Source organism: Achromobacter sp. JCM 18799 (assembly GCF_055395645.1).
The window spans coordinates 4,630,538-4,656,275 of record NZ_AP043866.1 but is presented as its reverse complement, the minus strand read 5'-3'; the positions used below and the strand labels follow the sequence as shown (position 1 = coordinate 4,656,275).

At 66.2% G+C, this 25,738-nt stretch carries 25 protein-coding genes; 8 read left to right on the top strand and 17 right to left on the bottom strand.

What is annotated here, in order from left to right; all coding sequences use genetic code 11:
- Nucleotides 1-39: 39 nt before the first annotated feature.
- Nucleotides 40-1,011, top strand: coding sequence for a Bug family tripartite tricarboxylate transporter substrate binding protein (locus ACZ5YA_RS21920; RefSeq protein ID WP_059376634.1), 972 nt, complete (start codon nt 40-42; stop codon nt 1,009-1,011).
- 111 nt (nt 1,012-1,122) lie between these two features.
- Here ACZ5YA_RS21920 and ACZ5YA_RS21915 read toward each other — a convergent pair whose 3' ends face one another.
- The gene (locus ACZ5YA_RS21915) at nt 1,123-1,455 is read right to left on the bottom strand and encodes a YnfA family protein (RefSeq protein ID WP_118934054.1); all 333 of its coding nucleotides are present in this window, start codon (nt 1,453-1,455) and stop codon (nt 1,123-1,125) included.
- Between the two features lie 10 nt (nt 1,456-1,465).
- Nucleotides 1,466-1,846 (bottom strand): MerR family transcriptional regulator, encoded by a 381-nt coding sequence (locus ACZ5YA_RS21910; protein WP_059376638.1) that lies wholly within the window; start codon nt 1,844-1,846, stop codon nt 1,466-1,468.
- A gap of 72 nt (nt 1,847-1,918) precedes the next feature.
- Here ACZ5YA_RS21910 and ACZ5YA_RS21905 point away from each other — a divergent pair, with 72 nt between their 5' ends.
- A complete protein-coding gene (locus ACZ5YA_RS21905; RefSeq protein ID WP_280014476.1) occupies nt 1,919-2,986 on the top strand; it encodes an MBL fold metallo-hydrolase in 1,068 nt (355 codons plus the stop codon).
- Between the two features lie 8 nt (nt 2,987-2,994).
- Here the strand turns inward: ACZ5YA_RS21905 and ACZ5YA_RS21900 are convergent, their stop codons facing one another.
- Together ACZ5YA_RS21900 and ACZ5YA_RS21895 are read right to left on the bottom strand one after the other, a co-directional pair.
- Nucleotides 2,995-4,023: a Bug family tripartite tricarboxylate transporter substrate binding protein gene (locus ACZ5YA_RS21900; protein WP_464091227.1), complete on the bottom strand. Its 1,029-nt coding sequence runs from the start codon at nt 4,021-4,023 to the stop codon at nt 2,995-2,997.
- 181 nt (nt 4,024-4,204) lie between these two features.
- Nucleotides 4,205-4,831: a LysE family translocator gene (locus ACZ5YA_RS21895; protein WP_059376646.1), complete on the bottom strand. Its 627-nt coding sequence runs from the start codon at nt 4,829-4,831 to the stop codon at nt 4,205-4,207.
- Nucleotides 4,832-4,964: 133 nt separating this feature from the next.
- Between ACZ5YA_RS21895 and ACZ5YA_RS21890 the strand changes: the two genes are divergently transcribed.
- A complete protein-coding gene (locus ACZ5YA_RS21890; protein ID WP_118934056.1) occupies nt 4,965-5,690 on the top strand; it encodes a nitroreductase in 726 nt (241 codons plus the stop codon).
- 82 nt (nt 5,691-5,772) lie between these two features.
- Nucleotides 5,773-6,966, top strand: coding sequence for a cystathionine beta-lyase (gene metC, locus ACZ5YA_RS21885; RefSeq protein ID WP_059376655.1), 1,194 nt, complete (start codon nt 5,773-5,775; stop codon nt 6,964-6,966).
- 21 nt (nt 6,967-6,987) lie between these two features.
- Here metC and ACZ5YA_RS21880 read toward each other — a convergent pair whose 3' ends face one another.
- The 5 genes from ACZ5YA_RS21880 to argS all read right to left on the bottom strand — a co-directional run bounded on the left by ACZ5YA_RS21880 (nt 6,988) and on the right by argS (nt 12,447).
- Entirely contained in the window at nt 6,988-7,965 is a 978-nt protein-coding gene (locus tag ACZ5YA_RS21880; RefSeq protein ID WP_187524007.1) for an alpha/beta hydrolase, read from the bottom strand.
- The gene (locus tag ACZ5YA_RS21875; RefSeq protein ID WP_119449842.1) at nt 7,944-9,155 is read right to left on the bottom strand and encodes an ABC transporter substrate-binding protein; all 1,212 of its coding nucleotides are present in this window, start codon (nt 9,153-9,155) and stop codon (nt 7,944-7,946) included. The genes ACZ5YA_RS21880 and ACZ5YA_RS21875 overlap by 22 nt, the downstream gene beginning before the upstream one ends.
- A 136-nt stretch (nt 9,156-9,291) precedes the next feature.
- Nucleotides 9,292-9,921 carry a thiol:disulfide interchange protein DsbA/DsbL gene (locus ACZ5YA_RS21870; RefSeq protein WP_464091226.1) on the bottom strand — a complete coding sequence of 210 codons (630 nt, stop codon included), beginning with the start codon at nt 9,919-9,921 and terminating at the stop codon, nt 9,292-9,294.
- An 81-nt stretch (nt 9,922-10,002) separates the two neighbouring features.
- Nucleotides 10,003-10,755 carry an SPOR domain-containing protein gene (locus tag ACZ5YA_RS21865; protein WP_251878486.1) on the bottom strand — a complete coding sequence of 251 codons (753 nt, stop codon included), beginning with the start codon at nt 10,753-10,755 and terminating at the stop codon, nt 10,003-10,005.
- A gap of 9 nt (nt 10,756-10,764) precedes the next feature.
- The gene (gene argS, locus ACZ5YA_RS21860; protein ID WP_175181657.1) at nt 10,765-12,447 is read right to left on the bottom strand and encodes an arginine--tRNA ligase; all 1,683 of its coding nucleotides are present in this window, start codon (nt 12,445-12,447) and stop codon (nt 10,765-10,767) included.
- 320 nt (nt 12,448-12,767) lie between these two features.
- On the opposite strand from argS, the gene ACZ5YA_RS21855 reads away from it, so the two are divergent.
- Both ACZ5YA_RS21855 and ACZ5YA_RS21850 read left to right on the top strand, forming a co-directional pair.
- Entirely contained in the window at nt 12,768-13,115 is a 348-nt protein-coding gene (locus tag ACZ5YA_RS21855; protein ID WP_059376669.1) for a DUF1840 domain-containing protein, read from the top strand.
- Between the two features lie 89 nt (nt 13,116-13,204).
- Nucleotides 13,205-13,522 (top strand): hypothetical protein, encoded by a 318-nt coding sequence (locus ACZ5YA_RS21850; RefSeq protein ID WP_059376671.1) that lies wholly within the window; start codon nt 13,205-13,207, stop codon nt 13,520-13,522.
- Between the two features lie 76 nt (nt 13,523-13,598).
- On the opposite strand, the gene ACZ5YA_RS21845 is transcribed toward ACZ5YA_RS21850, so the two are convergent.
- From ACZ5YA_RS21845 to ACZ5YA_RS21820, 6 genes are all read right to left on the bottom strand, one after another.
- A complete protein-coding gene (locus ACZ5YA_RS21845; RefSeq protein WP_464091225.1) occupies nt 13,599-14,399 on the bottom strand; it encodes a carbohydrate ABC transporter permease in 801 nt (266 codons plus the stop codon).
- Nucleotides 14,396-15,271 carry a carbohydrate ABC transporter permease gene (locus ACZ5YA_RS21840; RefSeq protein WP_059376674.1) on the bottom strand — a complete coding sequence of 292 codons (876 nt, stop codon included), beginning with the start codon at nt 15,269-15,271 and terminating at the stop codon, nt 14,396-14,398. The genes ACZ5YA_RS21845 and ACZ5YA_RS21840 overlap by 4 nt, the downstream gene beginning before the upstream one ends.
- Before the next feature lie 13 nt (nt 15,272-15,284).
- Nucleotides 15,285-16,580, bottom strand: coding sequence for an ABC transporter substrate-binding protein (locus tag ACZ5YA_RS21835; protein ID WP_059376680.1), 1,296 nt, complete (start codon nt 16,578-16,580; stop codon nt 15,285-15,287).
- A gap of 27 nt (nt 16,581-16,607) precedes the next feature.
- Nucleotides 16,608-17,663, bottom strand: coding sequence for an ABC transporter ATP-binding protein (locus ACZ5YA_RS21830; protein ID WP_464091224.1), 1,056 nt, complete (start codon nt 17,661-17,663; stop codon nt 16,608-16,610).
- A 120-nt stretch (nt 17,664-17,783) separates the two neighbouring features.
- A complete protein-coding gene (locus ACZ5YA_RS21825; protein WP_118934769.1) occupies nt 17,784-18,581 on the bottom strand; it encodes a phosphodiesterase in 798 nt (265 codons plus the stop codon).
- Between the two features lie 39 nt (nt 18,582-18,620).
- Nucleotides 18,621-19,634 (bottom strand): LacI family DNA-binding transcriptional regulator, encoded by a 1,014-nt coding sequence (locus ACZ5YA_RS21820; RefSeq protein WP_059376693.1) that lies wholly within the window; start codon nt 19,632-19,634, stop codon nt 18,621-18,623.
- A 312-nt stretch (nt 19,635-19,946) separates the two neighbouring features.
- On the opposite strand from ACZ5YA_RS21820, the gene ACZ5YA_RS21815 reads away from it, so the two are divergent.
- Nucleotides 19,947-21,275: an amidase gene (locus ACZ5YA_RS21815; RefSeq protein WP_059376696.1), complete on the top strand. Its 1,329-nt coding sequence runs from the start codon at nt 19,947-19,949 to the stop codon at nt 21,273-21,275.
- Nucleotides 21,276-21,339: 64 nt separating this feature from the next.
- Here the strand turns inward: ACZ5YA_RS21815 and leuA are convergent, their stop codons facing one another.
- Nucleotides 21,340-23,052 carry a 2-isopropylmalate synthase gene (gene leuA / locus ACZ5YA_RS21810; protein ID WP_054455581.1) on the bottom strand — a complete coding sequence of 571 codons (1,713 nt, stop codon included), beginning with the start codon at nt 23,050-23,052 and terminating at the stop codon, nt 21,340-21,342.
- A gap of 519 nt (nt 23,053-23,571) precedes the next feature.
- Nucleotides 23,572-24,189 carry a hypothetical protein gene (locus ACZ5YA_RS21805; RefSeq protein WP_118934763.1) on the bottom strand — a complete coding sequence of 206 codons (618 nt, stop codon included), beginning with the start codon at nt 24,187-24,189 and terminating at the stop codon, nt 23,572-23,574.
- Nucleotides 24,190-24,205: 16 nt separating this feature from the next.
- Between ACZ5YA_RS21805 and rpoN the strand changes: the two genes are divergently transcribed.
- A complete protein-coding gene (rpoN, locus tag ACZ5YA_RS21800; RefSeq protein ID WP_464091223.1) occupies nt 24,206-25,633 on the top strand; it encodes an RNA polymerase factor sigma-54 in 1,428 nt (475 codons plus the stop codon).
- Nucleotides 25,634-25,738 lie beyond the last annotated feature (105 nt).

Below are 25,738 nucleotides of genomic sequence, written 5' to 3'. Positions count from 1 at the left end.
TTTATCTGACGCAGTGCCACGCAACATTACCAGGACGATATGAAAAAGAAGACATTGCTGATCAAGGCCGCGGGGGCGGCCTTGGCGATCATGGCCAGCGGCGCGATGGCGCAGAACTGGCCGGCCAAGCCGGTGACGCTGGTCGTGCCCTACACCGCGGGCGGCAGCGCCGACGCGATCGGACGCCGCCTGGGCGACGTCCTGCGCAAGGAAAGCAACATAACCGTCATCGTCGAGAACAAGCCGGGCGCGGGCGCGTCCGTCGGCACCGACTTCGTGGCGCGCGCGCAGCCGGACGGCACCACCTTGCTGCTGGCCTCCACCAGCCCGCTGACGATCTTCCCGCATCTGGCCAAGACCAACTACGACCCGATGAAGGACCTGACGCCGGTGGCCAGCGTGGCGGTCGCGCCCGTCGCCATCGTCGCCACCAAGGCGCTGCCGGTGAAGGACTTCGCCGGCCTGATCGACTACGCCAAGTCGCATCCCGACGGCGTGCGCTACGGCACGCCGGGCCAGGGCACCGTGGCCCACATCGGCATGTCGGCCGTCACGGCGCAGACCGGCACCAAGATGCTGCACGTGCCTTATCGCGGCAACAGCCAGGCGTTGACCGACGGCCTGGGCGGCGTGGTCGAGTTGCTGGTGGTCAATAGCGACGTGGTGCTGCCGCACGTCGCCAGCGGCGCGCTCAAGCCGCTGGCCGTGATGGCGCCCGAGCGCCTGGCCGCCTGGCCGGACGTGCCCACCATGGCGGAACTGAAGATGCCGCAGGCGCAGTACTACTCGAACTTCGGCGTGTTTGCGCCGGCCAAGCTGCCGGCGACGGTCGCCCAGCCCTTGCAGGCGGCTTTGGCCAAGGCAGTCGCCAGCGCTGAATTCCAGGATCTGCTGGCCAAGTCGTACTTGCAGCCAGGCACCGCCACGGGCGAGGCCTTCGCCAAGCAGGTGCAGGCGGAATTCGCGAACAACGCGCGGGTCATCAAGGAAGGCAACATCAAGGCTGAGTAAGCCTTGCCCCAACAAAAAGCGCGCGACCCTGTGGGTACGCGCGCTTTTTTTCGGCCTGCCCCAAGACAGCGGGCGCCCAGTGGGGTCTTTCTTGTGGCGGTTTGTCGCAGCCTACGCGCTGCGCGGCCCGAACATGATCACCAGCATGCCAGCCAGGCACAGGCCCACGCCCAGCCAGTCGCTCATGCTGGGACGCACGCCGTCCACGGCCCACAGCCATAGCAGCGCCATGCCGATATAGATGCCGCCATACGCCGCGTACACGCGGCCCGAGGCCGTGGGGTGCAGCGTGAGCAGCCAGGCGAACAGCGCCAGGCTGGCCGCGGCAGGCGCCAGCAGCCAGATCGAATGGCCCTTGCGCAGCCACAGGTAAGGCAGATAGCAGCCGATGATCTCGGCCAGCGCCGTCAGGACGAACAGCGCGAGGGTTTGCAGGGCGGCCATGCGTGCGCCCCTAGGGCTTTTGCGCGAGCAACTCGCGGCATTGCTGTTCCTGCTGCGCGATCTCGCGCAGGGTATCCTCGATGTCGCGGCGCTGCTGTTCCAGCGTGGCGCGGTGCTGTTCCAGCACGCTCAGGTACTGGCGCAGCTGGACCTCGGTGTCGCCCGGCCCGTCGTACATGTCGATCAGGGTCAGGATCTCGGACAATTGCAGGCCCAGGCGCTTGCCGCGCAGGGCCAGTTTCAGGCGCGTGCGGTCGCGTGGCCCGAAGACCCGGTTGCGTCCTTCACGCGCCGGGCTGACGATCCCCTGGTCTTCGTAGAAGCGGATCGTGCGGGGCGTGACGTCGAACTCGCGGGAGAGCTCTGAGATAGTCCAGGTTGACGGGGACATGCGGCTTGTGGCAGTTTACGTAAACGTAAATTATGATGACTTGACCCAATCGTCAAGCGTGGAGGAGAGGCAATGAATCCGAACGAACAGAAACTGCAGTACCCCTGGGCCGATTTCCAGCCCGAAGCCGGCCGTTCGCACGGGGTGGCGGATGGGGTCAAGTGGATCAGGATGCCTCTGCCGTTCGCGCTGGATCATATCAACCTCTGGCTGCTGCGCGACAACATCGACGGGCGCGACGGCTGGACCATCGTCGACTGTGGCATCACGCGCGATGAAGTGAAGACGCTGTGGGAACGCGTGTTCGAGACCGAGCTCGAAGGCCTGCCGGTGCTGCGCGTGATCGTCACCCACATGCACCCCGACCACATCGGCCTGGCGCACTGGCTGTGCGAACGCTGGAACGCCCCGCTGTGGATGACGATGACGGACTTCATGGTGGCGTCGCTGTGGTCCTCGCGCCGCGGCGAGGCCGGCGGCGGTCCGGGCGGCCAATCGGCGGTGGATCACTTCGCGCGCCATGGCCTGACCGACCCGGACGCGCAAGAGCAGATCCGCCAGCGCGCCAACTACTACCCCAACCTGGTGCCGGCCGTGCCCGCGCGCTACACCCGCATCATGCACGGCGATGAGGTGCGCATCGGCGGGCGCGACTGGCGCGTCATCGTGGGTTACGGCCACGCGCCGGAACATGCCTCGCTGTATTCCCCGGACCTGCGCGTGCTGATTTCCGGCGACATGGTGCTGCCGCGCATTTCCACCAACGTCAGCGTGTTCGATTACGAGCCCGACGCGAATCCCCTGCCCCTGTACTTGCGTTCGCTGGATGGCTACGCCGACCTGCCCGAAGACACGCTGGTGCTGCCATCGCATGGCCGGCCTTTCAAGGGCCTGCACGAGCGCATCGCGCAACAGCACGAACACCATCGCGACCGCCTGGCGGAAGTGCTGGAAGCTTGTGCCGTTCAGCCGCAATCGACCACGGACATCGTGCCGGTGCTGTTCAAGCGCAAGCTCGACCTGCACCAGCTGACCTTCGCCATGGGCGAGGCGCTGGCGCACCTGCACGCGCTGTATTTCGAAGGCAAGCTCAAGCGCGCGCTGGGCGCGGACGGCATCGTGCGGTTCTCGGCCGCCTGAATCCGGCCTCAGTCCAGCGTCACCCCTGCGTCGGTGGTCAGCTTTAGAACGATCGGAAGATAGGTCTGGTACTCGGCCTCGGCTTCGTGGGGCAGGTTTCCGATCGGCTCCAGATCCATCGCGAGCAGCCGCTCGCGGACCTCAGGACTCTGCACCGTGGCGCTGATCTCGCGACCCAGGCGTTCGACGATGTCGGCGGGCGTTTGGGCAGGGGCAAGCAGCGTCGTCGGCGTCACGGTTCGATACGCCTCATCGTCGTAGCCTGCCTCGGCAATGCTCGGTACGTCTGGCAGGCTGCTGATCCGCTTTCCGCCGAGCACCGCGAGGGCGCGTATCTTGCCGGCGGCGAGGTGCTGCCTGAGGGTGTACGCGGAAGCCAGGGCCACGTCGATCTGGCCGGCAAGCAATGCCGTCACGATCGGCAGTTCACCCTTATAGGGCACGTTCAGGATGTCGATGCCATAAGTCTTGTTCATGTAGCGCTGAATGACGTGCGGCGGGGAGCCCGGTCCCCACGAACCCATTCGAAGCGCGCCAGGTTCTTTTCTTGCGTGCGCGATCAGCTCGTCCATGTTCCTTACGGGCAACGAACCGTGGACCACGATCACGCCCGAACTCTTGGAGATATCGGAGATCGGCCGCAACTCGGTGCGCGGATCGTAGGGGAGCTTCTTGTAGAGCACGAGGTTGGCGGTGATCGGCGTGGCAAGGGTCAATAGCAGGGTGTAACCGTCCGGGGCCGATTTGGCGACGTGATTGGTGGCGATGATGCCGCCTGCGCCAGGCTTGTTCTCCACGAGCACGGGCTGGCCGAGCCGCTTGCCCAGGCCTTCGGCTACCGATCGTGCAATGACGTCGACCTGTCCGCCAGCCTGGTAAGGCACGACCAGGCGCAAGGGCTTGGACGGATAGTCGGTTTGGGCGTGCGCACGCAAGGACAGGCATGCCAGCGCAACGGCAGCCCATCCGGCCCGCCTGGCAACCGTGGCCAGCGCTTGGGTGGGGGCTTTCCTGCGCAAGTGTTTGCTTAGATTCATGGCCACGCTCCTTGCGCCGCAAGGGGGGCTATCGGTGTCCGTGCCTATGCCTTTCCTGGGGCGATGCGGCAATCTTGAACCGCCGGCCCAGGTCCGCAAACGTCAAATTCCACATATGCTCATGAAGAATGCGCGTGGCTCTCTCAGAGCGGGCGCATTTGCGAGGGCCTGCCCCGCCCGTTCAACGCGAGGCCGTCGCCAGCCGCACGGCCAGCCCGACGAACACCAGCGCGGCGATCCGGTTCAGCCAGCGCTTGGCCGTCACCGAACGCTGCAGCAATTCCCCGAACGCGCCCGAGAAGAAGGCGATGGCGCCGAACACCAGCAGCGTCGACACCATGAACACCGCGCCCAGCTGCATGGTCTGCAGGCCCACCCGGCCCAGCGCCGGCGAGGTGAACTGCGGCAGGAAGGCGAAGAAGAACAGCAACACCTTGGGATTGGTCAGGTTCATCACGATGCCGCGGCGATAGAGCGCGCCGGGCTTCATGGGTTCGGGGCGCTTGCCGTCCTCGGCTTCGACCGGTGCGCGCAGGATCTGCCACGCCAGATAGGCCAGGTACGCGGCGCCCGCCAGCTTGAGCACGGTGAAGGCCATGGGCGAGGCCGCGAACACGGCCGCCAGCCCGACGGCCACGGCGGCCGTATGTCCCAGCAGTCCCGTGCACAGGCCCAGCACCACGAACATGCCGGCCTTGCGGCCCCAGATGGCGGATTGCATCAGCACGAACAGGTTGTCGGGCCCTGGGGTCAGGGCCAGCAGGACGGCAATGCCGAAGAATGCGATCAGGGTGTCGATGGGCAGCATGGGGGTCGCCTGGAACGGTTCGGCCGGCTCTGGAAGGCCGGAAGTGGCATCATAAAGGGAAAGACGTGCTCATCATGCATGCCGCATGCGTCCCTGGCGGGCGTGTGCGACCCGATCAGGAGAGACGACCGCCATGCCCTTCACCGCCATGCCGCATTCCCCGCAACCCATGCAGGACGCAGACGCGCGCCCCGATGCCGCACTCGAAGCGTGGCTGCATGCGCGCCACAGCTGCCGCGCCTTTCTGCCCCAGCCCGTCGCGCGCGGCACCATCGAACGCATCCTGGATCTGGCGCAGCGCGCCGCGTCCTGGTGCAACTGCCAGCCCTGGCAGGTGACGATCACCGAAGGCGCGGGTACGGAACGCCTGCGCGACGCGCTGCAACGCCGCGCGGAACAGTCTGGCTTCACGCCGGATTTTCCGTTTCCGCGCGAGTACCAGGGCGAGTACCTGGCCCGCCGGCGCGAATCAGGCTTCCAGCTGTATGGCGCGGTCGGCGTGGCGCGTGGCGACCGCGAGGCATACCGCCGCCAGGAAATGCGCAATTTCCAGCTGTTCGATGCGCCGCACGTGGCCATCGTCACCACCGACGAGGCGCTGGGCGAATACGGCGCGATGGATTGCGGCGGCTATGTGGCCAATTTCCTGCTGGCGGCCCAGGCCAACGGCGTGGCGACCGTCGCCCAGGCATCCTTGGCCATGTATCCGGAAGTGCTGCGCGATGAACTCGGCATCGCCGCGGATCGCCGCGTGGTCTGCGGCATTTCCTTCGGTTATGCCGACACGGAGCACCCCGCCAACAGCTATCGCACCAGCCGCGCGCCGCAATCCGAAACCGTTACCTGGATCGGCGAATAGGGACAGGCCGCGCCTGGCCTGATATGGTTCTTCCTGATCGCTTTTATTCCGTCCCTGTCCATACGCAAGCAGTCCACTGAAGATGCCCACCAAACACATCGATACGCTTCTGCAGCACGCAGGCACCGCCCCGTTCAACCCGGAAACCGGCACCGCGCCGGTACCCCTGCCGCCGATGCGGGCCAGCACGGTGCGCTTCGAGAACCTCGCAGCGCTCGAAAAGGCCCAGCGCAGCAAGGCGGCAGGCGGCCGCGCCTCCACCTACGGGCGCATGGGCATGGACACGCATGCGGCGCTGGAAGAAGTCTTCACCCAGCTCGAAGGCGGCACGCATTGCTACCTGGCGTCCTCGGGCCTGTCGGCGATGACCATGGTCATGATGGCCCTGTGCTCAGCCGGCGACCACGCCCTGATCTCGGACTGCGTCTATGGTCCAATGCGCGAACTCGACGACGCGGTGCTCAAGCGCATGAACATCGAGATCACCTACTTCGCGGCCGGCGAGGACCTCGAAGCGCTGGTGCGTCCCAACACCAAGCTGCTGTACGTCGAATCTCCGGGATCGCTGCTGTTCGAGATGCTGGACATGGGCGCCATGGCCGCTTTCGCGCAGAGCCACGGGCTGGTGCTGGCCACCGACAATACCTGGGGTTCGGGCTACATCTACCGTCCCCTGACGTTGGGCGCGCAGGTATCCGTCATCGCCGGCACCAAGTACGTGGGCGGACACTCCGACCTGATGCTGGGCGCCGTCGTCACCAATGACGAGCAGATTGCCCGCAAGCTCAACCGCACGCAGTACGCCATGGGCTATTCGATCAGCGCGGACGACGCCTGGCTGGCTTTGCGCGGCGTACGCACCATGCCCATCCGCATGGCCCAGCACGCGCGCCATGCCTTGCAGGTATGCGAATTCTTCAAGAGCCGTCCCGAGACCGTGCGCCTGTTCCACCCGGCCTGGCCGCAGGATCCCGGCCACGCCCTGTGGCAGCGCGATTGCACCGGCTCCAATGGCATGCTTTCCGTCGAGCTGCGCCTGTCGCCGGCGGCCGCGCGCGTGTTCGTGGATTCACTGACGCTCTTTGGCATCGGCTTTTCCTGGGGCGGCTATGAAAGCCTGGTGCAGCTGGTGTCGAGCAAGGACCTGGCCAAGCACCGCTATTGGGGCGAAGGCGACAACGCCCTGGTGCGCCTGCACATCGGCCTGGAGTCGCCGGACGACATCATTGCCGACCTGACCCAGGCGCTGGAAAAGGCCGCCGCCGTCCAGGGCTGAGCGGCGCAAGGCGCGGCGGCCTCAGGCGGCCGCGCCGCGTATCCACGCGCCGATGCGCGCGGCGATGTCGTCGCTGTTGTCGTCCATCATGGGCATGTGCGAATTGCCGGCAATGCCCATGTCGGCCAGGCGCCAGGTTTGCACGCGGGCGCCTTGGCGCGTCAGCTCATCGGCATAGGCCTGGCCGGTGGCGCAAAGCTTTTCCCATAGCGGCGTCGCGTCCAGGTAGTCGCCATAGACGAACAGAAAGGGCTTGTCCGCCACGGCTTGGGCCGTCACCTCGGACGAGTAGCCCGAGGGCTCGATGCCGATGACCCCGCGCACCAGGTCCGGCCGCGCGTGCAGCGCGCGGTAGGCGACTTCGCCGCCGTGGCTGTGCGCCATCACCAGGCACGGTCCGACGCGGTCGAGCACCGCGCAGAACCCCTGCAATGCCGCATCGTTATTGCCCAGCCAGCGCGGCACCGCATGGCGGATGAAGTCGTCGAACGCGGCGACCGGAAAGCGCTGCCCGTCGAACGCACGCCGTGCCGGATAGTCCTCGGCGCGGCCGAAGCGGAACAGCGTCCAGCTTTCCTCGGCATTGCGGATGATGGGCGGCTCGGGCCAGACCTGCGTGAACGGCGCCCAGCCCGCGCGGCCGCGCTCGACGTTGTCCACGACGTACACCGCATGTCCCTGCCGCAGGAAATGCTGCATCCAGCCTGGCCTGCCATCCGGCGTCTGTTCCCACATCGCGCCCGTCATGCCGCCGCCATGCAGCAGCACGATGGGCAGCGGATGCGCCAGCCGCGCCGGGATGAAGTACTGCACGTAGGCCTGCTCGAAGTGATACAGCCCGTTGGGGTCATACGCCAGCGACGCGCTTTGCGTGAACGCGATATCGCGCCGAGGCAGGCCGTCGATGCGCACCTGCCGCCCGCCCGCGTAGAAGCTGCCGAAGTCGGCCAGGGCCACTGCCTGGGGAACCGCCTGCGTCATGGCTTGACCAGCGGGCATTGGCTTTCCGACAAGGGCCAGGCCAGCGCCGCGCCGGGGATGTTGCGCACGATGTTGTAGTAGTCCCAGGGCGCCTTCGACTGCGCCGGCGTCTTGACCTGCGCCAGCATCATGTCGCGCACCACCAGGCCGTCTTCGCGGATGCGCGCGTTGAGGCTGAACGGGTCGTCGATGGGCAGCGATTTCATCTTGGCCATGACGGCGTCGGCGTCCACCGTGCCTGCCGCCTTCACGGCCTGCAGGTAATGGCGCACCGAGCCGTAGACGCCGGCTTGCAGGAAGGTGGGGGGACGCCCCACGCGGGCCTCGAACTTCTTGGCGAAAGCGCGCGTGCCGTCGTTCATGTCCCAGTAGGACGGCACGGTCAGATAGGTTTTCTGCGCGGCTTGCAGGCCCAGGCTGTGCACGTCGGTGATCAGCAACAGCATGGCCGCCAGCTGCTGCGCGCCGCCGATGCCGAATTCCGCGGCCTGCTTGATGGCCGAAATGGTGTCGCCGCCGGCGTTGGCGATGGCGATGATCTGCGCCTTGGATGCCTGCGCCTGCAGCAGGAAGGACGCGAAATCCGAGGCGTTCAGCGGGTGGTAGACGGTGCCGACGACCTCGCCGCCGTTGGCCTTGACCACGGCCTCGGTGTCCGCCGCCAGCTGCTTGCCGAAAGCATAGTCGGACGCCAGGATGAACCAGCGTTTGTTGCCCTCGTTGACCACCGCGGTCGCCGTGCCGCGCGACAGCGCATACGTGGTGTAGGTCCATTGCACGCCGTAGGGCGAGCACTGCGCCTGGGTCAGCGCGGTGGTGCCAGGACTGGAGAACAGCACCAGCTTCTTCTTGTCGCGCGCGATGCCCTGCACCGCCAGCGCGACCGACGAGTTGGGCACGTCCACGATCACGTCCACGCCGTCGGTGTCGTACCACTTGCGCGCCATGCCGCTGCCGATGTCGGGCCGGTGCTGGTGGTCGCCCGAGACCAGCGAAATCGGCTTGCCCAGCAGGGTGCCGCCCATTTCCTCGATGGCCAGGCGGGCGGCTTCGACCGAGCCGCGGCCGGTGGCGTCGGCGGTGACGCCCGCCATGTCCGTGAGTACGCCGATCTTCACGCCGTCGGTTTCGTTGGCTTGCGCCAGGCCGGCGGCCAGCGCCAGGCACAGGCCCAGCATCGCGCGTTTGCGCGGGAATCGCTGCTTCATTTGTCTTCCACCCATTGTGTGCCGCTGTTGCGGCGATTTGTTGTGCGGAAAGTGTAGCGCGGGCCCAGGCGGGAACTGCAAAGAAAAACGCCCCGGCCGGCAGGCTCGGGGCGTTGTGGATTCCGGCTGGAACGTATCAGTTGCGCACCAGCGGGATCAGGCGGGTCACTTCCTTCAGCGCGCCTTCGTAGCTGTTGCCCGCCATGACCGGCGAGGTCATGAACTTGCCGCCGACGGCGAACGACGGGGTGCCGTCGATGCGGTAGGCGTCGGCCAACTGGGTGGCGCGCTGCACCTGCGTCTGCACGCTGAACGAGTCGAAGACCGAGTCGAACTTCTCGCGGTCTACGCCCTGCGTGGCGATCCATTCGCCCATCGCCTTCTTGTCGAACAGGCGCTTGTGCTCGCCGTGGATGGCGGCAAAGACCTTGGGGTGCAGGTCCGGGCGGTCCAGCGCCAGCAGCGTGTAGTAGAGCTGCTGCAGCGGCTTCATGCCGGCGTTGAACGCGATCGGAACCTGCTTGAGCACCACGTCCGGCGGCGCGGTCTTGGCCCAGTCCTCAACCATGGGTTCCATGGCGGCGCAGTGCGGGCAGGTATAGGCGAAGAATTCCAGGACCTCGATCTTGCCCGGGGTGTCCGACGGCAGCGGCGGGTTGATGGCGATGGACTGCTGCGTGCCTTGCGCGTGGCTAGCCGGGCTGAAGAATGCCGTGGCGGTCAGCGCGGCCGCGGCCAGGATGCGGATTATCTTGGGGGACAGCATGGATGAGAGGTTCCTGAGTAAAAAGTTACAGACAGGCCCGGGGCCGGATAAGTTCAATGCTTGCGCGCGCGGCGGCCCACATTACTGGCGCACCACCGCGGTTTCGATCTTGTTTTCGCCCAGGCGGCCGCGCGCCCGGTTCATGTCGTCCAGGCGGGCAAACGGGCCCACCCTGACCCGGTTGATGGGCTTGCCGTTCACTTCGGCCTTTTGCACCGCCACCGGCAGACCCAGCAGGATGATGCGGGCCTTGAGGGATTCCGCGTCGTTCTCGCCCCGGAAGGCGCCAGCCTGCAGGTAATACGTGCCGTTGGCCGCGGACGCGGTGGCGGCCGGCTTGGGAGCCGGCGCGGGCGCGGCGGCGGGGGCGGCCTTGGAGATAGGCGTGGGCGCCTGGCTGGGGGCGGCGGACGGCGCGGCCGAAGCCACGGCGGGCGCCTTGGACGTAGGCAGGGTGGCAATCAGCGCGCCCAGGTCGTCCAGCTTGGCGGGGGTATCGTCGCCCTTGGAGGCGGCGGGTCCGGTGGCCTGGCCGGTACCGGCCCCGGGCAGCGGCGCGGGCGCCGTGGCGGTCGGGCCGGTGGACGGAGTGCCGGCGCCGCCGTCGCGGCCGTACAGGCCGGCGTTGGGGTCTGGCGCCTGGCGCGGGTCCGGCAGCTTGCCGTTGTCGCCCTGGCGGCTGGCCCGGTCGACGAAGGGCACTGGCGCCTTGGTGACGTAGAAGGCGACGACGGCGGCCACGATCAGGCCGATGAGCAAGCCGGCCAGCGCGCCGTACAGGGTGCTGCCGCTTTCGCCGGAGGAACGGCGGGTGGTTTTGCGCTTGGTTGCCATGAACCGATGTTACATCCGCTCGGGCGCCGATACGCCCATCAGCTCCAGCCCGTTGGCCAGCACCTGGCGCGTGGTCGAGGCCAGGCGCAGGCGGGCCAGCTTCAGGGCCGTGTCGTCGACCAGCACGCGCTCGGCGTTGTACCAGGCGTGGAAATCCGAGGCGCAGTCGCGCAGCCAGAAGGCGATATGGTGCGGCGACAGTTCCTGGGCCGCCAGCGCCACCACGTTGGGGAATTCGGCCAGGCGCTGCATCAGCGCGAATTCGGTCGGGGCGGTCAGCAGCGCCGCGTCGGCCTGGGCCACGTCGGCGGCTGGCATGGCGGCGTTGTTGATGACCGAGCAGATGCGGGCGTGCGCGTACTGGATGTAATAGACCGGGTTCTCGTCGCTCTTGGACAGCGCCAGGTCCACGTCGAACACGAATTCCGTGTCGGCGCGGCGCTGGATCAGGAAGTAGCGCACCGCGTCGCGGCCCACCCAGTCGATCAGGTCGCGCATGGTCACGTAGCTGCCGGCGCGCTTGGAGATCTTGACCTCTTCGCCGCCGCGCATGACCTTGACCATCTTGTGCAGCACGTAGGCCGGGTATTCCTTGGGAATGCCCTCTTCCAGCGCCTGCAGGCCGGCGCGCACGCGCGCCACGGTGCCGTGGTGGTCGCTGCCCTGGATGTTCACGGCGCGATGGAAGCCCCGCTCCCATTTGGCCTTGTGGTAGGCCACGTCCGGCACGAAGTAGGTGTAGCCGCCTTCGCTTTTCCGCATGACGCGGTCTTTGTCGTCGCCCGTGCCCAGTTCGGTGGTGCGCAGCCACAGCGCGCCGCCTTCCTCGTAGGTGTGGCCGCCGGCGATCAGCGCCTTGACGGTCGCTTCGACCCGGCCGGAGGTGTAGAGCGAGCTTTCCAGGTAGTAGTTGTCGAACGCCAGGCCGAAGGCCTGCAGGTCCAGGTCCTGTTCGCGGCGCAGGTAGGCCACGGCGAAGACGCGGATGTCGTCCAGGTTGTCGACGTTGCCCGTGGCGGTGACGTCCACGCCATCGGAGTGAACGGTCGCGCCGGCCTGGAAGTCGCGCGCGATGTCGGCGATGTAGTCGCCCTTGTAGCCGTCGGCGGGCCACTCGGGGGAATCGGTCGTCAGGCCGCGGGCGCGCGCCTGCACGCTGATGGCCAGGTTCTGGATCTGGTTGCCGGCGTCGTTGTAATAGAACTCGCGGGTGACGTCCCAGCCGATGGCGTCGTACAGGCGGCAGATGGCATCGCCCAGCGCGGCCTGGCGGGCATGGCCCACGTGCAGCGGGCCGGTGGGGTTGGCCGACACGAATTCGACCAGGATCTTCTCGCCGTTGCGCGGCGCACGGCCGAAGGCTGCGCCTTGCTCGGCCACGGCGGCGATGACGGCCTGGCGCGCGGCGGCGGTGATGCGCAGGTTGATGAAGCCGGGGCCGGCGATTTCAGCGGACTCGATCAGGCTGGCGGCGCCGGGCTGGGCCATCAGGGCGTCGACGATGGCCTGGGCCAGTTCGCGCGGGTTGCGGCGGGCCGGCTTGGCCAGCTGCATGGCCACGTTGGTGGCGACGTCGCCGTGGGCGGCGACCTTGGGGCGCTCCAGCAGCACATTTGCCACGGCGTCGGGCAGGCTTTGCGCGACGGCGGCCTGGATCAGGGAGATAAGCTGTTTTTGTTGCTCGAGGAGCATGGGCGTCTGGAGAAGTTCTGAGTTAGTGACGGACGCGCCCGCACAGGCCGGGCCTGTCGGGCGGAGCGGACAGGGGCGGCGTAGCCGGGCGGACCGCGCGCGCCGGCTTCATGGCCGCGTCAGGTCCCGCTGTCACGGGAATCTCCTGAATCATAGCTTGATTTGGCCATGGAACCGGCCTGCGCCCTGGGCGGGAACGCCGCAAGGAAGGGTCCGGGGGGACACATGGCGCCGGTCGTCGGACCTGCTTCCCCAGGCCAGTTGGCAGTGCCCTGGTGTTGCGGTAGTGTATGTAAGTAATCAATGTGGGAGACTGGAATATGCTGATCACCTTTCATTCCAAGGTCGTGGCCGAGGTTCTGATGCTGACCGACCATGCCGGCGCGCTGCTGCTGGCGGCGGGCAAGTCCTTCAAGGACAAGATCCCGGAGCGCGGCGTTTTCACCGTCGAGCAGCTGGGGCCGGCCATCAGCGGCATCGAACGCGCGATCGAGGAATACCAGAGCGCCCATGACGGCTCCGAGGAAGAGGACGAGGACAAGGCCCCGGCCTCGCCCATGGCCCGCATGGTGGGCCTGAAGGAGCGCGCCTTCCCCCTGCTCGACATGATGCGCCAGTCCTTGGCGGCAAACGCCGAAGTCACCTGGGAGGTGTCGCGCGGCTGGTAAGCTGGCGAGCCCAATGTCGCCGGGCGGACAATCTGCCCGGCGTTTTTTGCCTACCCTACTCGCCTGACGCCACCCCAAGGAACCCCGACATGCGCAGCGACATCACCATCGTTTTCGATTCCCGCCGTTCGCTTGACCTCTCGGCCAGCGTCGAGCCCTCGCCGCAGCGCCAGAGCGATGCGCGCGACTGGTTCGACAGCGCCTGGGAAACGCTGGGCTGCGAACCGCTGCGTCCCAGCGGCAAGGTCCTGCTGCTGGACAAGGTGCTGGGCGTGGCCGATGCGCTGGGCTACGACACCCTGTCCTCCGACGAAAAAGAGGCGCGCGAGTTCGCGGAGCACCTGGCGCTGGCGCTGGAGCGTCCGCGCATCACCGTGGACTTACCGGGGCTGACGGTAGGTTACTGAGCGATCCGGCCTCATCCCCAAGAAAAAACTGCCCCCATAGGGGCAGTTTTCATTTGGGCCGGTCCCGCAGGCGGGTCTAGCGGATGCCAGCCCGCATGAACGATTGCACGAATTGCCGCTGGAACAGCAGGAAGGCGATCAGGAGCGGCGCCGCCGACATCAGCGTGGCGGCCGTGATGACCGACCAGTCGATGCCCTGGTCGGTCGACGAGAACACCTGCAGGCCCACCGTCAGCGGCCGGGATTCGACCGAGTTGGTGATGATCAGCGGCCACAGGAAGTTGTTCCAGTGGTGGCTGACCGACACCAGCCCGTAGGCCACGTAGATCGGCTTGGCCAGCGGCACATACACCTTCCATAGCACCTGAAGCGCGTTGGCGCCTTCCATGCGCGCGGCTTCTTCCAGTTCCCGCGGCACCGTCTTGAAGGTCTGGCGCAAGAGGAAGATGCCGAATGCGGATGCAAAGTAAGGCAGGCCGATGGCGAACACCGTGTCGCGGATGCCCAGCTGGCTCATGGAGCGGTAGTTCTCCACCAGCAGCACGTCCGGCATGATCATCAGCTGCAGCAGCACCAGCATGAAGACGAAATCGCGGCCGCGGAACTCGAAGCGCGCGAAGGCGTAGCCGGCCAGGGTCGACAGCACCAGTTGCGCCGCCAGCACCATGGTGACCAGCAGGAAGGTGTTGAGGAAATAACGCGGGAACGGCGCCGCGTGCCAGGCGTGCACGAAGTTGTCCAGCGTCAGCGGCGCGAACAGGTCGAAGCGGGTCGCGTAGGCGGGCGGGTGGAACGCCGCCCACATGGCATAGGCCAGGGGCAGGATCCACAGCAGGCCGAGCGCCCAGGCGCCCAAGGTATCGAGCTTGTCTTTCATTGATAGTGCGTCCTGCGGTCCAGCCAGCGGAACTTGACCAGCGCGGTCAGCGCCAGCACCACCAGCAACACGACGGTCAGCGTGGCGGCGTAAGCCGTGTCCCAGAAACTGAAACCCACCTGGTAGATGTAGTACAGCAACAGCGTGCTGGCGTTATCCGGCCCGCCGCGCGTCATGACCACTACGTGGTCCACCAGCCGGAACGCGTTGATCAGGGCATTGATCAGCACGAAGAGCGTGGTGGGCATGAGCAGCGGCCACAGGATGCGGCGGAAGTACTGCCAGCGCGATGCGCCTTCCAGCATCGCGGCCTCGCGCAGCGACGGCGATACCGTCTGCAGGGCGGCCAGGTAGAAGATCATGAAGAAGCCGGCTTCCTTCCAGACCGTCACCAGCATCAGCGCGGGCAGCGCGGTCTCGCGGTTGCCCAGCCAGTTGGGGCCCGTAGCGCCGAACAGCTGCATCACCTGGGCGATCAGGCCGTACTGCGGCGTGTAGAAGAACAGCCAGATGTTGGCCACCGCCACCATGGGCAGCACCGTCGGCGTGAAGTAGGCCATGCGCAGGAAGCCGCGCCCGCTCAGGTTGCGGTTGACCCACAGCGCCATGACCAGCGCGATGCCGATGGACGTGGGAATGGTCCCCAGCGCAAACCACAGGTTGTTCCACAGCGACTGCCAGAACACCGGGTCGTCGCGCATGACGGCGTAGTTGTCCAGCCCCACGAAGCGCGCGGGGCGCGCGCCCTTGGGGGTGGAGAAAAAGCTGTGCCATAGCGTCGCCACCGCCGGGTAGTGCGTGAAGGCGGCGAGCAGCACGAGGGCTGGCAGCAACAGCAGCCAGCCGTACAGCGCGTTTAAAGAGCGGCTCATCGTGCTTGTCGGTTTACTTGTACGGACGCAGTATGCGGTCGGCCTCGCGTTGCGCGTCGGTCAGGGCCTGCTGCGGCGTCTTGGAGCCCGTCAGGGCGGCTTGCAGGGCGTCGTTCAGGGTCTTGGTGACACGCTGGTTCTCATGCGTGGAGAACTCGGCCACGCTGACTTCCAGCTGGTCGCGCGCGACCGCGGCGGCCGGCACTTCCTGCGCGTACTTCTTCATCTTTTCGGTCTGCCAGGCGGCCGGGGTCACGGCCACGTAGCCCGTGGCGATGCTCCAGTCGGCGGCGCGCTCGGGCGTGGTGACCCATTGCGCGAACTTCAGCGCGGCCTGCTGCTGCGCCGGCGTGCCGCTCTTGAAGATGTAGAAGTTGCCGCCGCCGGTCGGGCTGCCGCCGCGCTTTTGCTGCGGCATCATGGCCACGCCGAACGGGAAGTCGGCGTTCTTGCGGATGTTGGTCAGGTTGCCGGTCGTGGTCCAGACCATGGCGGCCTTCTTTTCCAGGAAGTCCTTGGGCGTGGTGCCCCAGTCGATGGTGCCGGTCGGCATGATCTTGTGCTTGGCCGACAGGTCGTGCCAGAACTGCGCGGCTTCCACCACCGCAGGCTTGTCCAGATAGACCTCGTTGCCGGCCTCGTTCATCAGGATCGCGCCATTGGGCGTGGTCAGCGCCTGGAACAGCCAGTAGGCGAACGCGCCGCCCGAGGGAATCTCGATGCCCCACTGCGTGGTGTTGCCGGAGGCGTCCTGCTTGGTCAGCTTCTTGCCGTACTCGACCAGTTCGGCCCAGGTCGCCGGCGCGCGCTCGGGATCCAGGCCCGCGGCCTTGAACAGGTCCTTGTTGTAGTACATGACGATGGTCGAACGCTGGAACGGCACGCCCCAGGTATGGCCGCCGGTGCGGCTGTTCTGCATGAAGGCGTCATAGAAGCCGCCCAGCCACTTCTTGTCGGCGTCGCTCTTGGCCAGGCTGTCGATCGGCACAATGGCGTCTTCGTCGATCAGCGTGAACATGTCGGTGGACAGCAACACCGCCAGCTGCGGCGGGGTGCCGCCCTTGAGCGCGGTCAGCGCCTTGGCGATGGAGTCCTGGTAGGAGCCCGCGTAGATCGGCTTGATCTTGATGTCGGGATTTTCCTTCTGGAAATCCGCCACCATGTCGTCGACGATCTTGGTGATGGGGCCGCCGACCGCGACGGGGTAATAGAACTCCACCTCGACGGGCTTGTTCTGCGCTTGCGCAGGCAGCGACAGGCAGGCGGCGGCCAGGCTGGCGGCCAGGGTTTTCAGTACGATGCGACGCATGTTGTTTTCCTTTCCTGTGTACGGGCCCTAGCGGCCAGCGGAGTTGATGACCGCCGAATCGGCGGCAAAGAAGTGCTGCAGGCCGTCCTCCCAGGACAGGCCCAGTGTTTCGCCTGCGCCAGCGCGCAGATGGCCGCCCACGCGCACGGCCACGCCGCTGGTGTCGCCCACGCGGCAGACCACGATGGAATCCGCGCCGAAGTACTCCACGCTTTCCACGGTGGCGGGAACGCCGTCGGCGTCGATGCGGATGTGTTCGGGACGCACGCCCAGCTTCACGGCGCCCGCGGGGGCGCCGGCGATGGCGCGGCTCTGCGTGCCGGCGATGACGGTGGCGCCCTGCGCGGAGGTCAGGCCGATCAGGTTCATGGGCGGCGTGCCGATGAAGCGCGCCGCGAATTCGGTGGCGGGACGCGCGTACAGGCCGTCGGGCGTGTCGTGCTGTTCAATCTTGCCGCCGCGCAGCAGCACCACCTGGTCGGCCATGCTCATGGCCTCGGTCTGGTCGTGCGTCACGTAGACCATGGTGATGCCCAGGTCCTGCTGCAAGGCGCGGATCTCGCGGCGCATTTCATGGCGCAGCTGCGCGTCCAGGTTGGACAGCGGTTCGTCCATCAGGCACACCGGCGCTTCGGAAATCACGGCGCGGCCCAGCGCCACGCGCTGTTGCTGGCCGCCCGACAATTGCGAGGGCTTGCGGTCCAGCAGATGGTTCAGGCCCAGCAGGCCCGCCACGCGTTGCAGGCGGCGGTCATAGTCGCGCGCGGGCTCCTTGCGCACCTTGAGGCCGAACAGGATGTTCTCGCGCACGGACAGGTGCGGAAACAGGGCATACGACTGGAACACCATCGAGATGCGGCGCTTGGCGGGCGGCAGCTGGGTGACGTCGCGGTCGCCGATGTGGATGGTGCCGGAGGTCGGCGTGTCCAGCCCGGCAATCATGCGCAGCGTGGTGGACTTGCCGCAGCCGGACGGCCCCAGCAGGACCGTGAAACTGCCGGCGGGAACCGTGAAGCTCACGCCATGGATTGCGGCAGCGTTGCCGTACTGTTTGGTGAGGTTATCCAGGACGATGGATGACATGCTGTCTCGAAGATCTAATAGTTAGATCCGCATTGTTGCCTGTTATGAAAACCTTTTCATTGTGCAGCGCAAACATGACGGATGTATGGCAGGACAAACTTTCGTAGTCTAGCGTCGGCCTCAGCCGAAGGGGTATGGGCCGGGGTATTCCCCAATGACTGCGTGATGCGTGACCAGGTTCTTCCCTTGCCACCAGTGCAGCTGGTAGCCCGGCGGTTCCATGATGTATTGCAGCGTTGGCCGCGGCCCCAACTCCATTGCGAGCTGGTGCGCGGTGCCCGGACAGGTGGACGCGATGGTGCCGCCGAAACGCTGGAAGATCGTGCGGTGCAGGTGGCCGCAAAGCACGCGCTCCACATTGGGAAAGCGCGCCACGATGCGTTCGAGTTCGGGGGCGCCAGCCAGCAGGCCGATGGCGTCCATGTGCTCGATACCCGTCAGGAAAGGCGGATGGTGCATCAGGACCAGCGTGGGCCGCTCGGGCTGTTCGGCCAGGCGCGTGGCCAGCCAGTCCAGGCGGTCCTGGCAGAGTTCGCCATGGCTTTTCATGGGTACCACCGTGTCCAGCGCCAGCATGCGCAGCGGATAGGTCTCGATGGCGTACTGGATGAAGGGGCTCTCGCCTTGCAGATAGGCGTGGTCCGGGAAGGCCGCGCGCAGCTGGGCGCGGTCGTCGTGGTTGCCGGGCAGCAGGAAGTACGGAATTTCCAACGCCTGCAGGTGTTCGCGCAGCACTTGATATTCGTGCGGGCGGCCCAGGTCGGTCAGGTCGCCCGTGATCAGCACGCAATCGGGGCGCGGGGTCAGGGCATTGAGCGCGCGCACCGCGGGCGCCAGGAACGCCGCCGGATCGATGATGCCGTAGGCCTTGTCGCCCGGAGTGCGCATGTGCAGGTCGGTGATTTGTGCGATGAGCATGACGCGTATGCAGAAGAATGGTTGTTGTAGAGAGAGGCCTCAGCGGCGCACTGGCGCGGCGGTGCCGCCGACGACGATGCAATGCGGCAGGCGGTCCGAATGCGGCGCTTGGCCCTGGATCTGCGCCAGCAGGTTCGAGCAGGCCGTTTCGCCGATGCCGTCGCTGGGCTGGGCCACGGTGGTCAGGGGCGGCGTCAGCAAGGCGCCAAAGCGCATGCCGTCGAAGCCGCATACCGAGATGTCGGCGGGCACCGACAGGCCCAGGCCCACCAGGTCCGCGATCACGGCGGTGGCCAGCAGATCGTTGGAACAGAACAAGGCGGTGGGCGCCTGCTTGCCGCGCAGCGCCGCTTTCAGGGCGTCGAGGTCGCTGCCCGTGTGCGAGCTCATGGAGATGTGCTGGATGGCGTCCAGGCCCAGGCGTTTGGCGCAGGCGCGCGCGCCCGTCAGCCGGCGGCGGGCGCGGTCCGATGCGGTCAAGGGGCCCGTGACCAGCGCAATGCGCCGATGGCCCAGCGCGGCCAGATGCGCCACCATGTCGCTGGCGGCGGCGCGATTGTCGACCGATGCGAAGGGATGGGCGCCAGATTCGTTGTAGACGAGCACGTAAGGAATGCCGGCATGGTCCAGGTCGTCCAGCGTGGCGCTCTTGGCGGCGTCGGCGACCGTCAGGATCAGGCCGTCGACCTGATGGTCCATCAGGCCCTGGACCGCGGCGGATTCCACCGCGGGATCGTAGCCGGTGGCGGTCAGCATGACGCTGTAGCCCGATTCCCGCGCGCGCCGCTCCGCGCCTTCGAAGCATTCGGCGAAGACTGGGTTGGACAGCGTGGGCAGTATCAGGCCGATGGTGCGCGTGCTGCCGGAACGCAGGCTGCGGCCCACGCGGTTAGGCCGGAAGCCGGCCCGCTTGGCGACATTGCGGATATGCGCGAGCGTGTCCGGATGCACGATCTCGGGCTGGTTGAACGCGCGCGAAACCGTCGCCGGGGACACCCCGGCCTTGCGGGCCACTTCAATGATGGAAAAGCGGGGCGACGAGCGCGAGGCCATGGCGGGATTGCTGCCGGGATTCGTGAAAACGATTTCATCTTACTCGACAAATATGACCTTTGTGTTGCACGGGTTTGCGCTATGCTGATGCCGACGCAACAACACAAAGCCAAGGCGCGGCGCGCAATTTCCAGGGAAAAATCAGACTTTCTTGGGTATTTCCTAATTGACGCAAGGCGCACAATGGTTGGGATTGGTCCACTTGAACGTCGCGGCAGAAAACCGCGCGGCATGGCGGATCCTCGGTCAAGGGGACCGGGTGCGTAGTTGAGCCGCCGCGCGTAGCGCGGCGCCGGTAAAGAGGAAAGGACCATGTCTACTGCCTTGAACAGACTTGGCGCGCTGGAAGCCGCGCGCAAGCTGCAACGGCGCGAATTGACCGCAGAGCAATTGGTGCGCGCCTGCTTCGCGCGCATTGAACAACGCGAAAGCACCATCCATGCCTGGACCGCGTTGCAAAAGCAGGCTGCGCTGGAGCGTGCGCAGGAGCTGGACCGCGGCGCGCTGCGCGGCGTGCTGCACGGCCTGCCCATGGGCGTGAAGGACCTGTTCGACACGGTCGACCTGCCCACGCGCTACGGCTCGCCCATCTACGAACGCCACCTTCCGGGCCTGGACGCGGCCTCGGTGGCGCTGTGCCGGGGCGCGGGCGCGATCGTCGTCGGCAAGACCGTGACGACGGAATTCGCCACTTATCTGGCAGGCCCCACGCGCAATCCTCGCAACGAAGCCTACTCGCCGGGCGGCTCGTCCAGCGGCTCGGCTGCGGCGGTGGCCGACGACATGGTGCCCTTCGCCTTGGGCACGCAGACCGCGGCTTCCATCATCCGCCCCGCTTCCTATTGCGGCATCGTGGGCTTCAAACCCACCTTTGGCAGCATTTCCCGCGCGGGCGTCAAAAGCCTGGCGGAGTCCCTGGACACCATCGGCGGTTTCGCGCGCTCGGTGCCGGACGTGGCGCTGTTTGCTTCCGTGCTGATGCGCGATCCGCGCATGCTCGATCTGGCCTATGACGGCAAGCCGCGTATCGGCATGTACCGCAGCCTGCAATGGCGGCATGCGCTGCCCGAAACCAAAGAAGCCTACGCGCAGGCCGCGGCCATTCTGTCGCGCGCAGGCGCCGTGGTCGAAGAATTGCCGCTGCCGCCAGAGCATTGCGTGCTGGTGCAGCTGCATTCGGACATCATGGCGTTTGAAGCTTCGCAGGCGTTGGCCTACGAGCGCCTGGAGCATGCGGCGCAGCTCAGCCCCAAGATCCAGGCCATCCTGGAAGCGGGCTCGCGCATTACCGCTGAAGAACATCAGAAGAACCTGATGCGCGTCGCCGAGTCGCGCGCGCGCGTGGACGCGTGGTTCGACAAATACGATGTGCTGCTCGCGCCCAGCGCCAGCGGCGAGGCGCCGTTCGCGGACCTGGGGACGGGGGATCCGCAGTTCTCGCGCGCGTGGACGGTATTCGGCCATCCTACCCTCAGCCTGCCCTTCGCTACCGGCCCGCAGGGCTTGCCCGTGGGGCTGCAGCTGGTCGGTGCGCGCTATAGCGACCATCGCACGCTGGCGATGGCGCAGTGGGTTCATCAGCGGCTGTTGGCCGCCACTGCGCCGGATATCGGCGCGGCCGACATCTGGCCGCGCGGATAAGCGCGGCGCGCGCAAAGAAAAAGCCAGCCCGATAAGGCTGGCTTTTTTTACGCCGGATTGCGGATCACGCGGTTTCGGCGGTTTCTTGCTCGGTTGCGGTCACGGCGCCGGCATTGATGTGGCGGTTGACGGCGCTCAGCACGGCCTGGAACGAAGCCGTCACGATGTCGCGGTCGATACCCACGCCGAAGCCCGTGCTGGATTCGCCGACGCGCAGTTCGACATACGAAGCGGCGCGCGTGTCGGTGCCGGTGCCGATGGCGTGCTCGTGGTAGTCCATGATGCGAACGGGCACGTCCAGCGCGGCCACGAAGGCCGAGATGGCGCCGTCGCCCTTGCCCGTCACGATGCGGCGTTCGCCGTTGTATTCCAATTCGGCTTCGATGCTGAAATGCTGGCCTTCGCCGGCCGATGGATTGCCGTCGATGCGGTGGCGCACCAGCTTCCACGGCGACTTCTGCTCGAGGTACTCGCGGTTGAAGATCGTGTGCACATCGTCGGCCGTGACTTCGCGGCCGGTCTCGTCGGTGACGCGCTGGATGGCGCGGCTGAATTCGATCTGCAGGCGGCGCGGCAACACCAGGCCGTGTTCCTGTTCGAGCAGGTAGGACACGCCGCCCTTGCCCGATTGGCTGTTCACGCGGATGACGGCGTCGTAGCTGCGGCCGAGGTCGGCCGGGTCGATCGGCAAGTAAGGCACTTCCCAGACGGCGTCGGCCTGCTGCTGGGCAAAGCCCTTCTTGATGGCGTCCTGGTGCGAGCCGGAGAACGCGGTGAAGACCAGGTCGCCCGCGTACGGGTGGCGCGGGTGGACCGGCAACTGGTTGCAGTACTCGGCGCAGCGGCGCACTTCGTCGATGTCCGAGAAGTCCAGGCCCGGATGCACGCCCTGCGTGTAGAGGTTCAATGCGAGCGTGACGAGGTCGACGTTGCCGGTGCGCTCGCCGCTGCCGAAGAGGCAGCCTTCGATGCGGTCGGCGCCGGCCATCACGGCGAATTCGGCGGCGGCCACGGCGGTGCCGCGGTCATTGTGCGGGTGCACGCTGAGCACGATGCTGTCGCGGCGCGCCAGGTTCTTGTGCATCCATTCGATCTGGTCGGCGTACAGATTGGGGCTGGTGGCCTCGATGGTGGCGGGCAGGTTCAGCACCATCTTGCACTCGGGCGTGGGCTGCCATACGTCGGCCACGGCGTTGGAGACTTCCAATGCGAACTCGGGTTCGGTCGTGCTGAAGACTTCGGGCGAGTACTGGTAACGCCATTGCGTTTCCGGGTGCTGCGCCATGTACTGCTTCACCAGGCGCGTGCCGGTGGTGGCGATGTTCTTGATCTCGTCCTTGCTCATGTTGAACACGACCTTGCGGAACGCCGGGGCGCAGGCGTTGTACAGGTGGACGATGGCTTGCTTGGCGCCAGCGGCGGATTCCACCGTGCGGCTGATCAGGTCTTCGCGCGACTGGGTCAGCACGATGATGGTGACGTCGTCGGGAATGCGCTTCTCGTCGATGAGCTTGCGCACGAAATCGAAGTCGGTCTGCGAAGCGGACGGGAAGCCTACTTCGATTTCCTTGAAGCCGATCTTCACCAGCTGTTCGAAGAAGCGGAGCTTGCGCTCGACGCTCATCGGCTCGATCAGGGCCTGGTTGCCGTCACGCAGGTCGGTGCTCATCCAGATCGGCGCCTTGGTGATGCGGCGGCTGGGCCAGGTGCGTTCGGAAAAGTCGCGGGTAAAGGGCGCGAAGGGGACGTATTTGGTGGCGGGGTTGGCAAGCATCATTACTACACCTCGATCGGTTTCTTTTGAATCCCGGGAATGCTTCCCTAGGCGGCTACGCGACCGGATTGCGGTCTTGTGCCAGGAGTTGCCGTGATTGACCGGCAGGATTCAGAGATAAAAGGGGGAAATCGCGTGTGGCAAACGTGGTTGCCGAGCTACCACGGGGACACTAGGCCCGGCAACCGATCGGTAGGTATAGCGATAGCGCGTAGGAGGAGAAACGAGCGCGCAGGCCGGCAACCGGAGCGTCGTAGCGTCCGGTGGCAATCGCGAAGGGGGTGCGGTTAGCGGCCATAAGTTGCTAGTCGAACATATTTTCGCCAGAAGTGCAACTGAATACTCTTTTGTGATGGGGTGGAATACGGGCGCATGACAACGCATTTTGCTGAAGAATATTCAGCAAAATGCGTTGGATGGGGCTGATGGGCGCGCTATGTGGCTGGCCAAGCGTACGGCCGAAACAAAAACAGGCCGCCTGTCGGCGGCCTGCTATGGCATTGGAGGGAAGGAAGGACGGGCTTAGCGGGCCGGGCCGATACGCGGCTCCACGTAGCGTTCGCTGCGCGCTTCGCGGCGGACTTCGTCGCGCGGATCGCGCGGCTGGCGGTCGGACGACTCCAGAATGCGGGCCTGTTCCGCGACCATGGCGATCTTGCCGGCGCGATTGTGGCGAATTTCAGACAGGGAGCGGCGCAGATCGCCCACCGTGAAGGGCTCCTGGCGATCGCCCCAGGTCCAGCGCAGCACGCCCAGGGTCTCGTCGGACAGGTTGGGCGCCAGGTCGGCCAGCACGCTGGTTTCGACCGGCGTGGCGCTGCCGGAAGCCAGGCTGGCGGACAGCCAGGCGCGCATCGTGAAGAACACGATCAGGGTCCAGATGCCGGCCACCACCCACCAGATGTAGGGGTTGACCTTCTGCACCATGTCCATGGTCGGTTGCCCCAGGGAGTGCAGGAACTCGTAGTTCACGGTGCGGCCGAAATTCAGTATCCAGTTGGCGGCCAGATACCAGATGACCACAGCGACGGCGATGACGATCGCACGCAGTATGAGTCGGGGAAGCGCCAGTTTGAGCAGGGTCTGGCCTATGAGGCGGCAGTCCTGGCGGACGCTTGCGGGCGAAGTCAGATTCATCATGCAAAATATTGTACCTATGACCCGTCCAATTTTAGAACTGCGACCAGGTCAGCATTTGACGCTGACGCCACAACTACAGCAATCGATCCGATTGTTGCAGCTGTCCACACTCGACCTCGAAGCCGAGATTTCGCAGGTGCTGGCGGAGAACCCGCTGCTGGAGCGGCAGGACGAAGCGCCGTCGGCCGAGGCGCCGGCCGAGTCCGACCGCGAATCCTCGGTGCAGGATGACGAGCCCGCCGTCGAACGCGAGACGCCGGTGGACGAAATGCCGGGCTCGGGCGGGGTCTACCCCGACGAAGATTCCAGCCGCCCCGAGGCCGCCCGGCCGGATACGCTGCGCGAACATCTGCTGGGCCAGCTGATGCTGACGCGCGCCGCGCCGCGCGACGCTGCGCTGGCCGGCCTCCTGATCGACGAACTGGACGAAAACGGCTACCTGGGATCGCCGCTGGAGGAAATCCTGGACTGGTTGCCGCCCGAACTGGAACCGGACATCGACGAGCTGAAGGCGGCCCTGTCGCTGTTGCAGTCGTTCGATCCGCCCGGCATAGGCGCGCGCGACATGGCGGAATGCCTGTTGTTGCAGCTACGCAACCCGGATCTGGATCGGCTGCCCGAAGCGGCGGACGCCGCGGTCCTGGCTTGTGCCCGCCAGATCTGCGCGCAGCACCTCGCGCTGCTGGCGACGGGCAACGCCGCGCGCCTGTGCGCGGCCGTGGGCTGCGATGAGGCCACGTTCCGCTCGGCCCACGCCCTCATCCTGCGCCTGGAGCCCCGCCCCGGGCGTGCCTGGACCGTGCCCGCGGCCGACTACGCGGTGCCGGACGTCATCGTGCGCAAGACGCGCGGCGGCTGGCAGGTCACCCTCAACAGCGCCGCCGTGCCCAAGCTGCAGATCAACGGGCTGTACGCCCAGATGCTGGGCAACCAGAAGGAATCCGCGCATGCGGGGCTGCAATCGCAGCTGCAGCAGGCCCGTTGGATGATCCGCAACGTGGAGCAGCGCTTCGACACCATCCTGCGCGTGGCCCAAGCCATCGTGCAGCACCAGACGGCCTTCTTCAGCCAGGGGCCGGCCGCCATGCGGCCTCTCATCCTGAAGGACATCGCCGGTGAGCTCGGTTTGCACGAATCCACCATTTCACGGGCCACAACACAGAAGTACATGCTCACTCCGTTTGGCACGCTGGAGCTCAAGCGCTTCTTTGGTACGGGGGTTTCGACGGATGGCGGGGATGCCACCTCGGCCACGGCGGTGCAGACCTTCATCCGCCAGATGGTGGCCGAAGAGAACCGGGCCAAGCCTTTGTCCGACAGCCAGATCATGCAAAAGCTGGCTGATCAGGGGATAGTCATCGCCCGAAGGACGGTGGCAAAGTACCGGGAAGCGCTGCGGATCGCCCCGGCGGCGTTGCGCAAGGCGCAGGCGGCAGCCCGCTGAGCGGGTTCTTGAAATGAGGGACGGGGTTGGGAAAATTCGTCCCTAATTTCAAAGACTTGCGTGACACTTTGGTTGCAAATTTATTTGCACGCGGGGCTTGTCAGT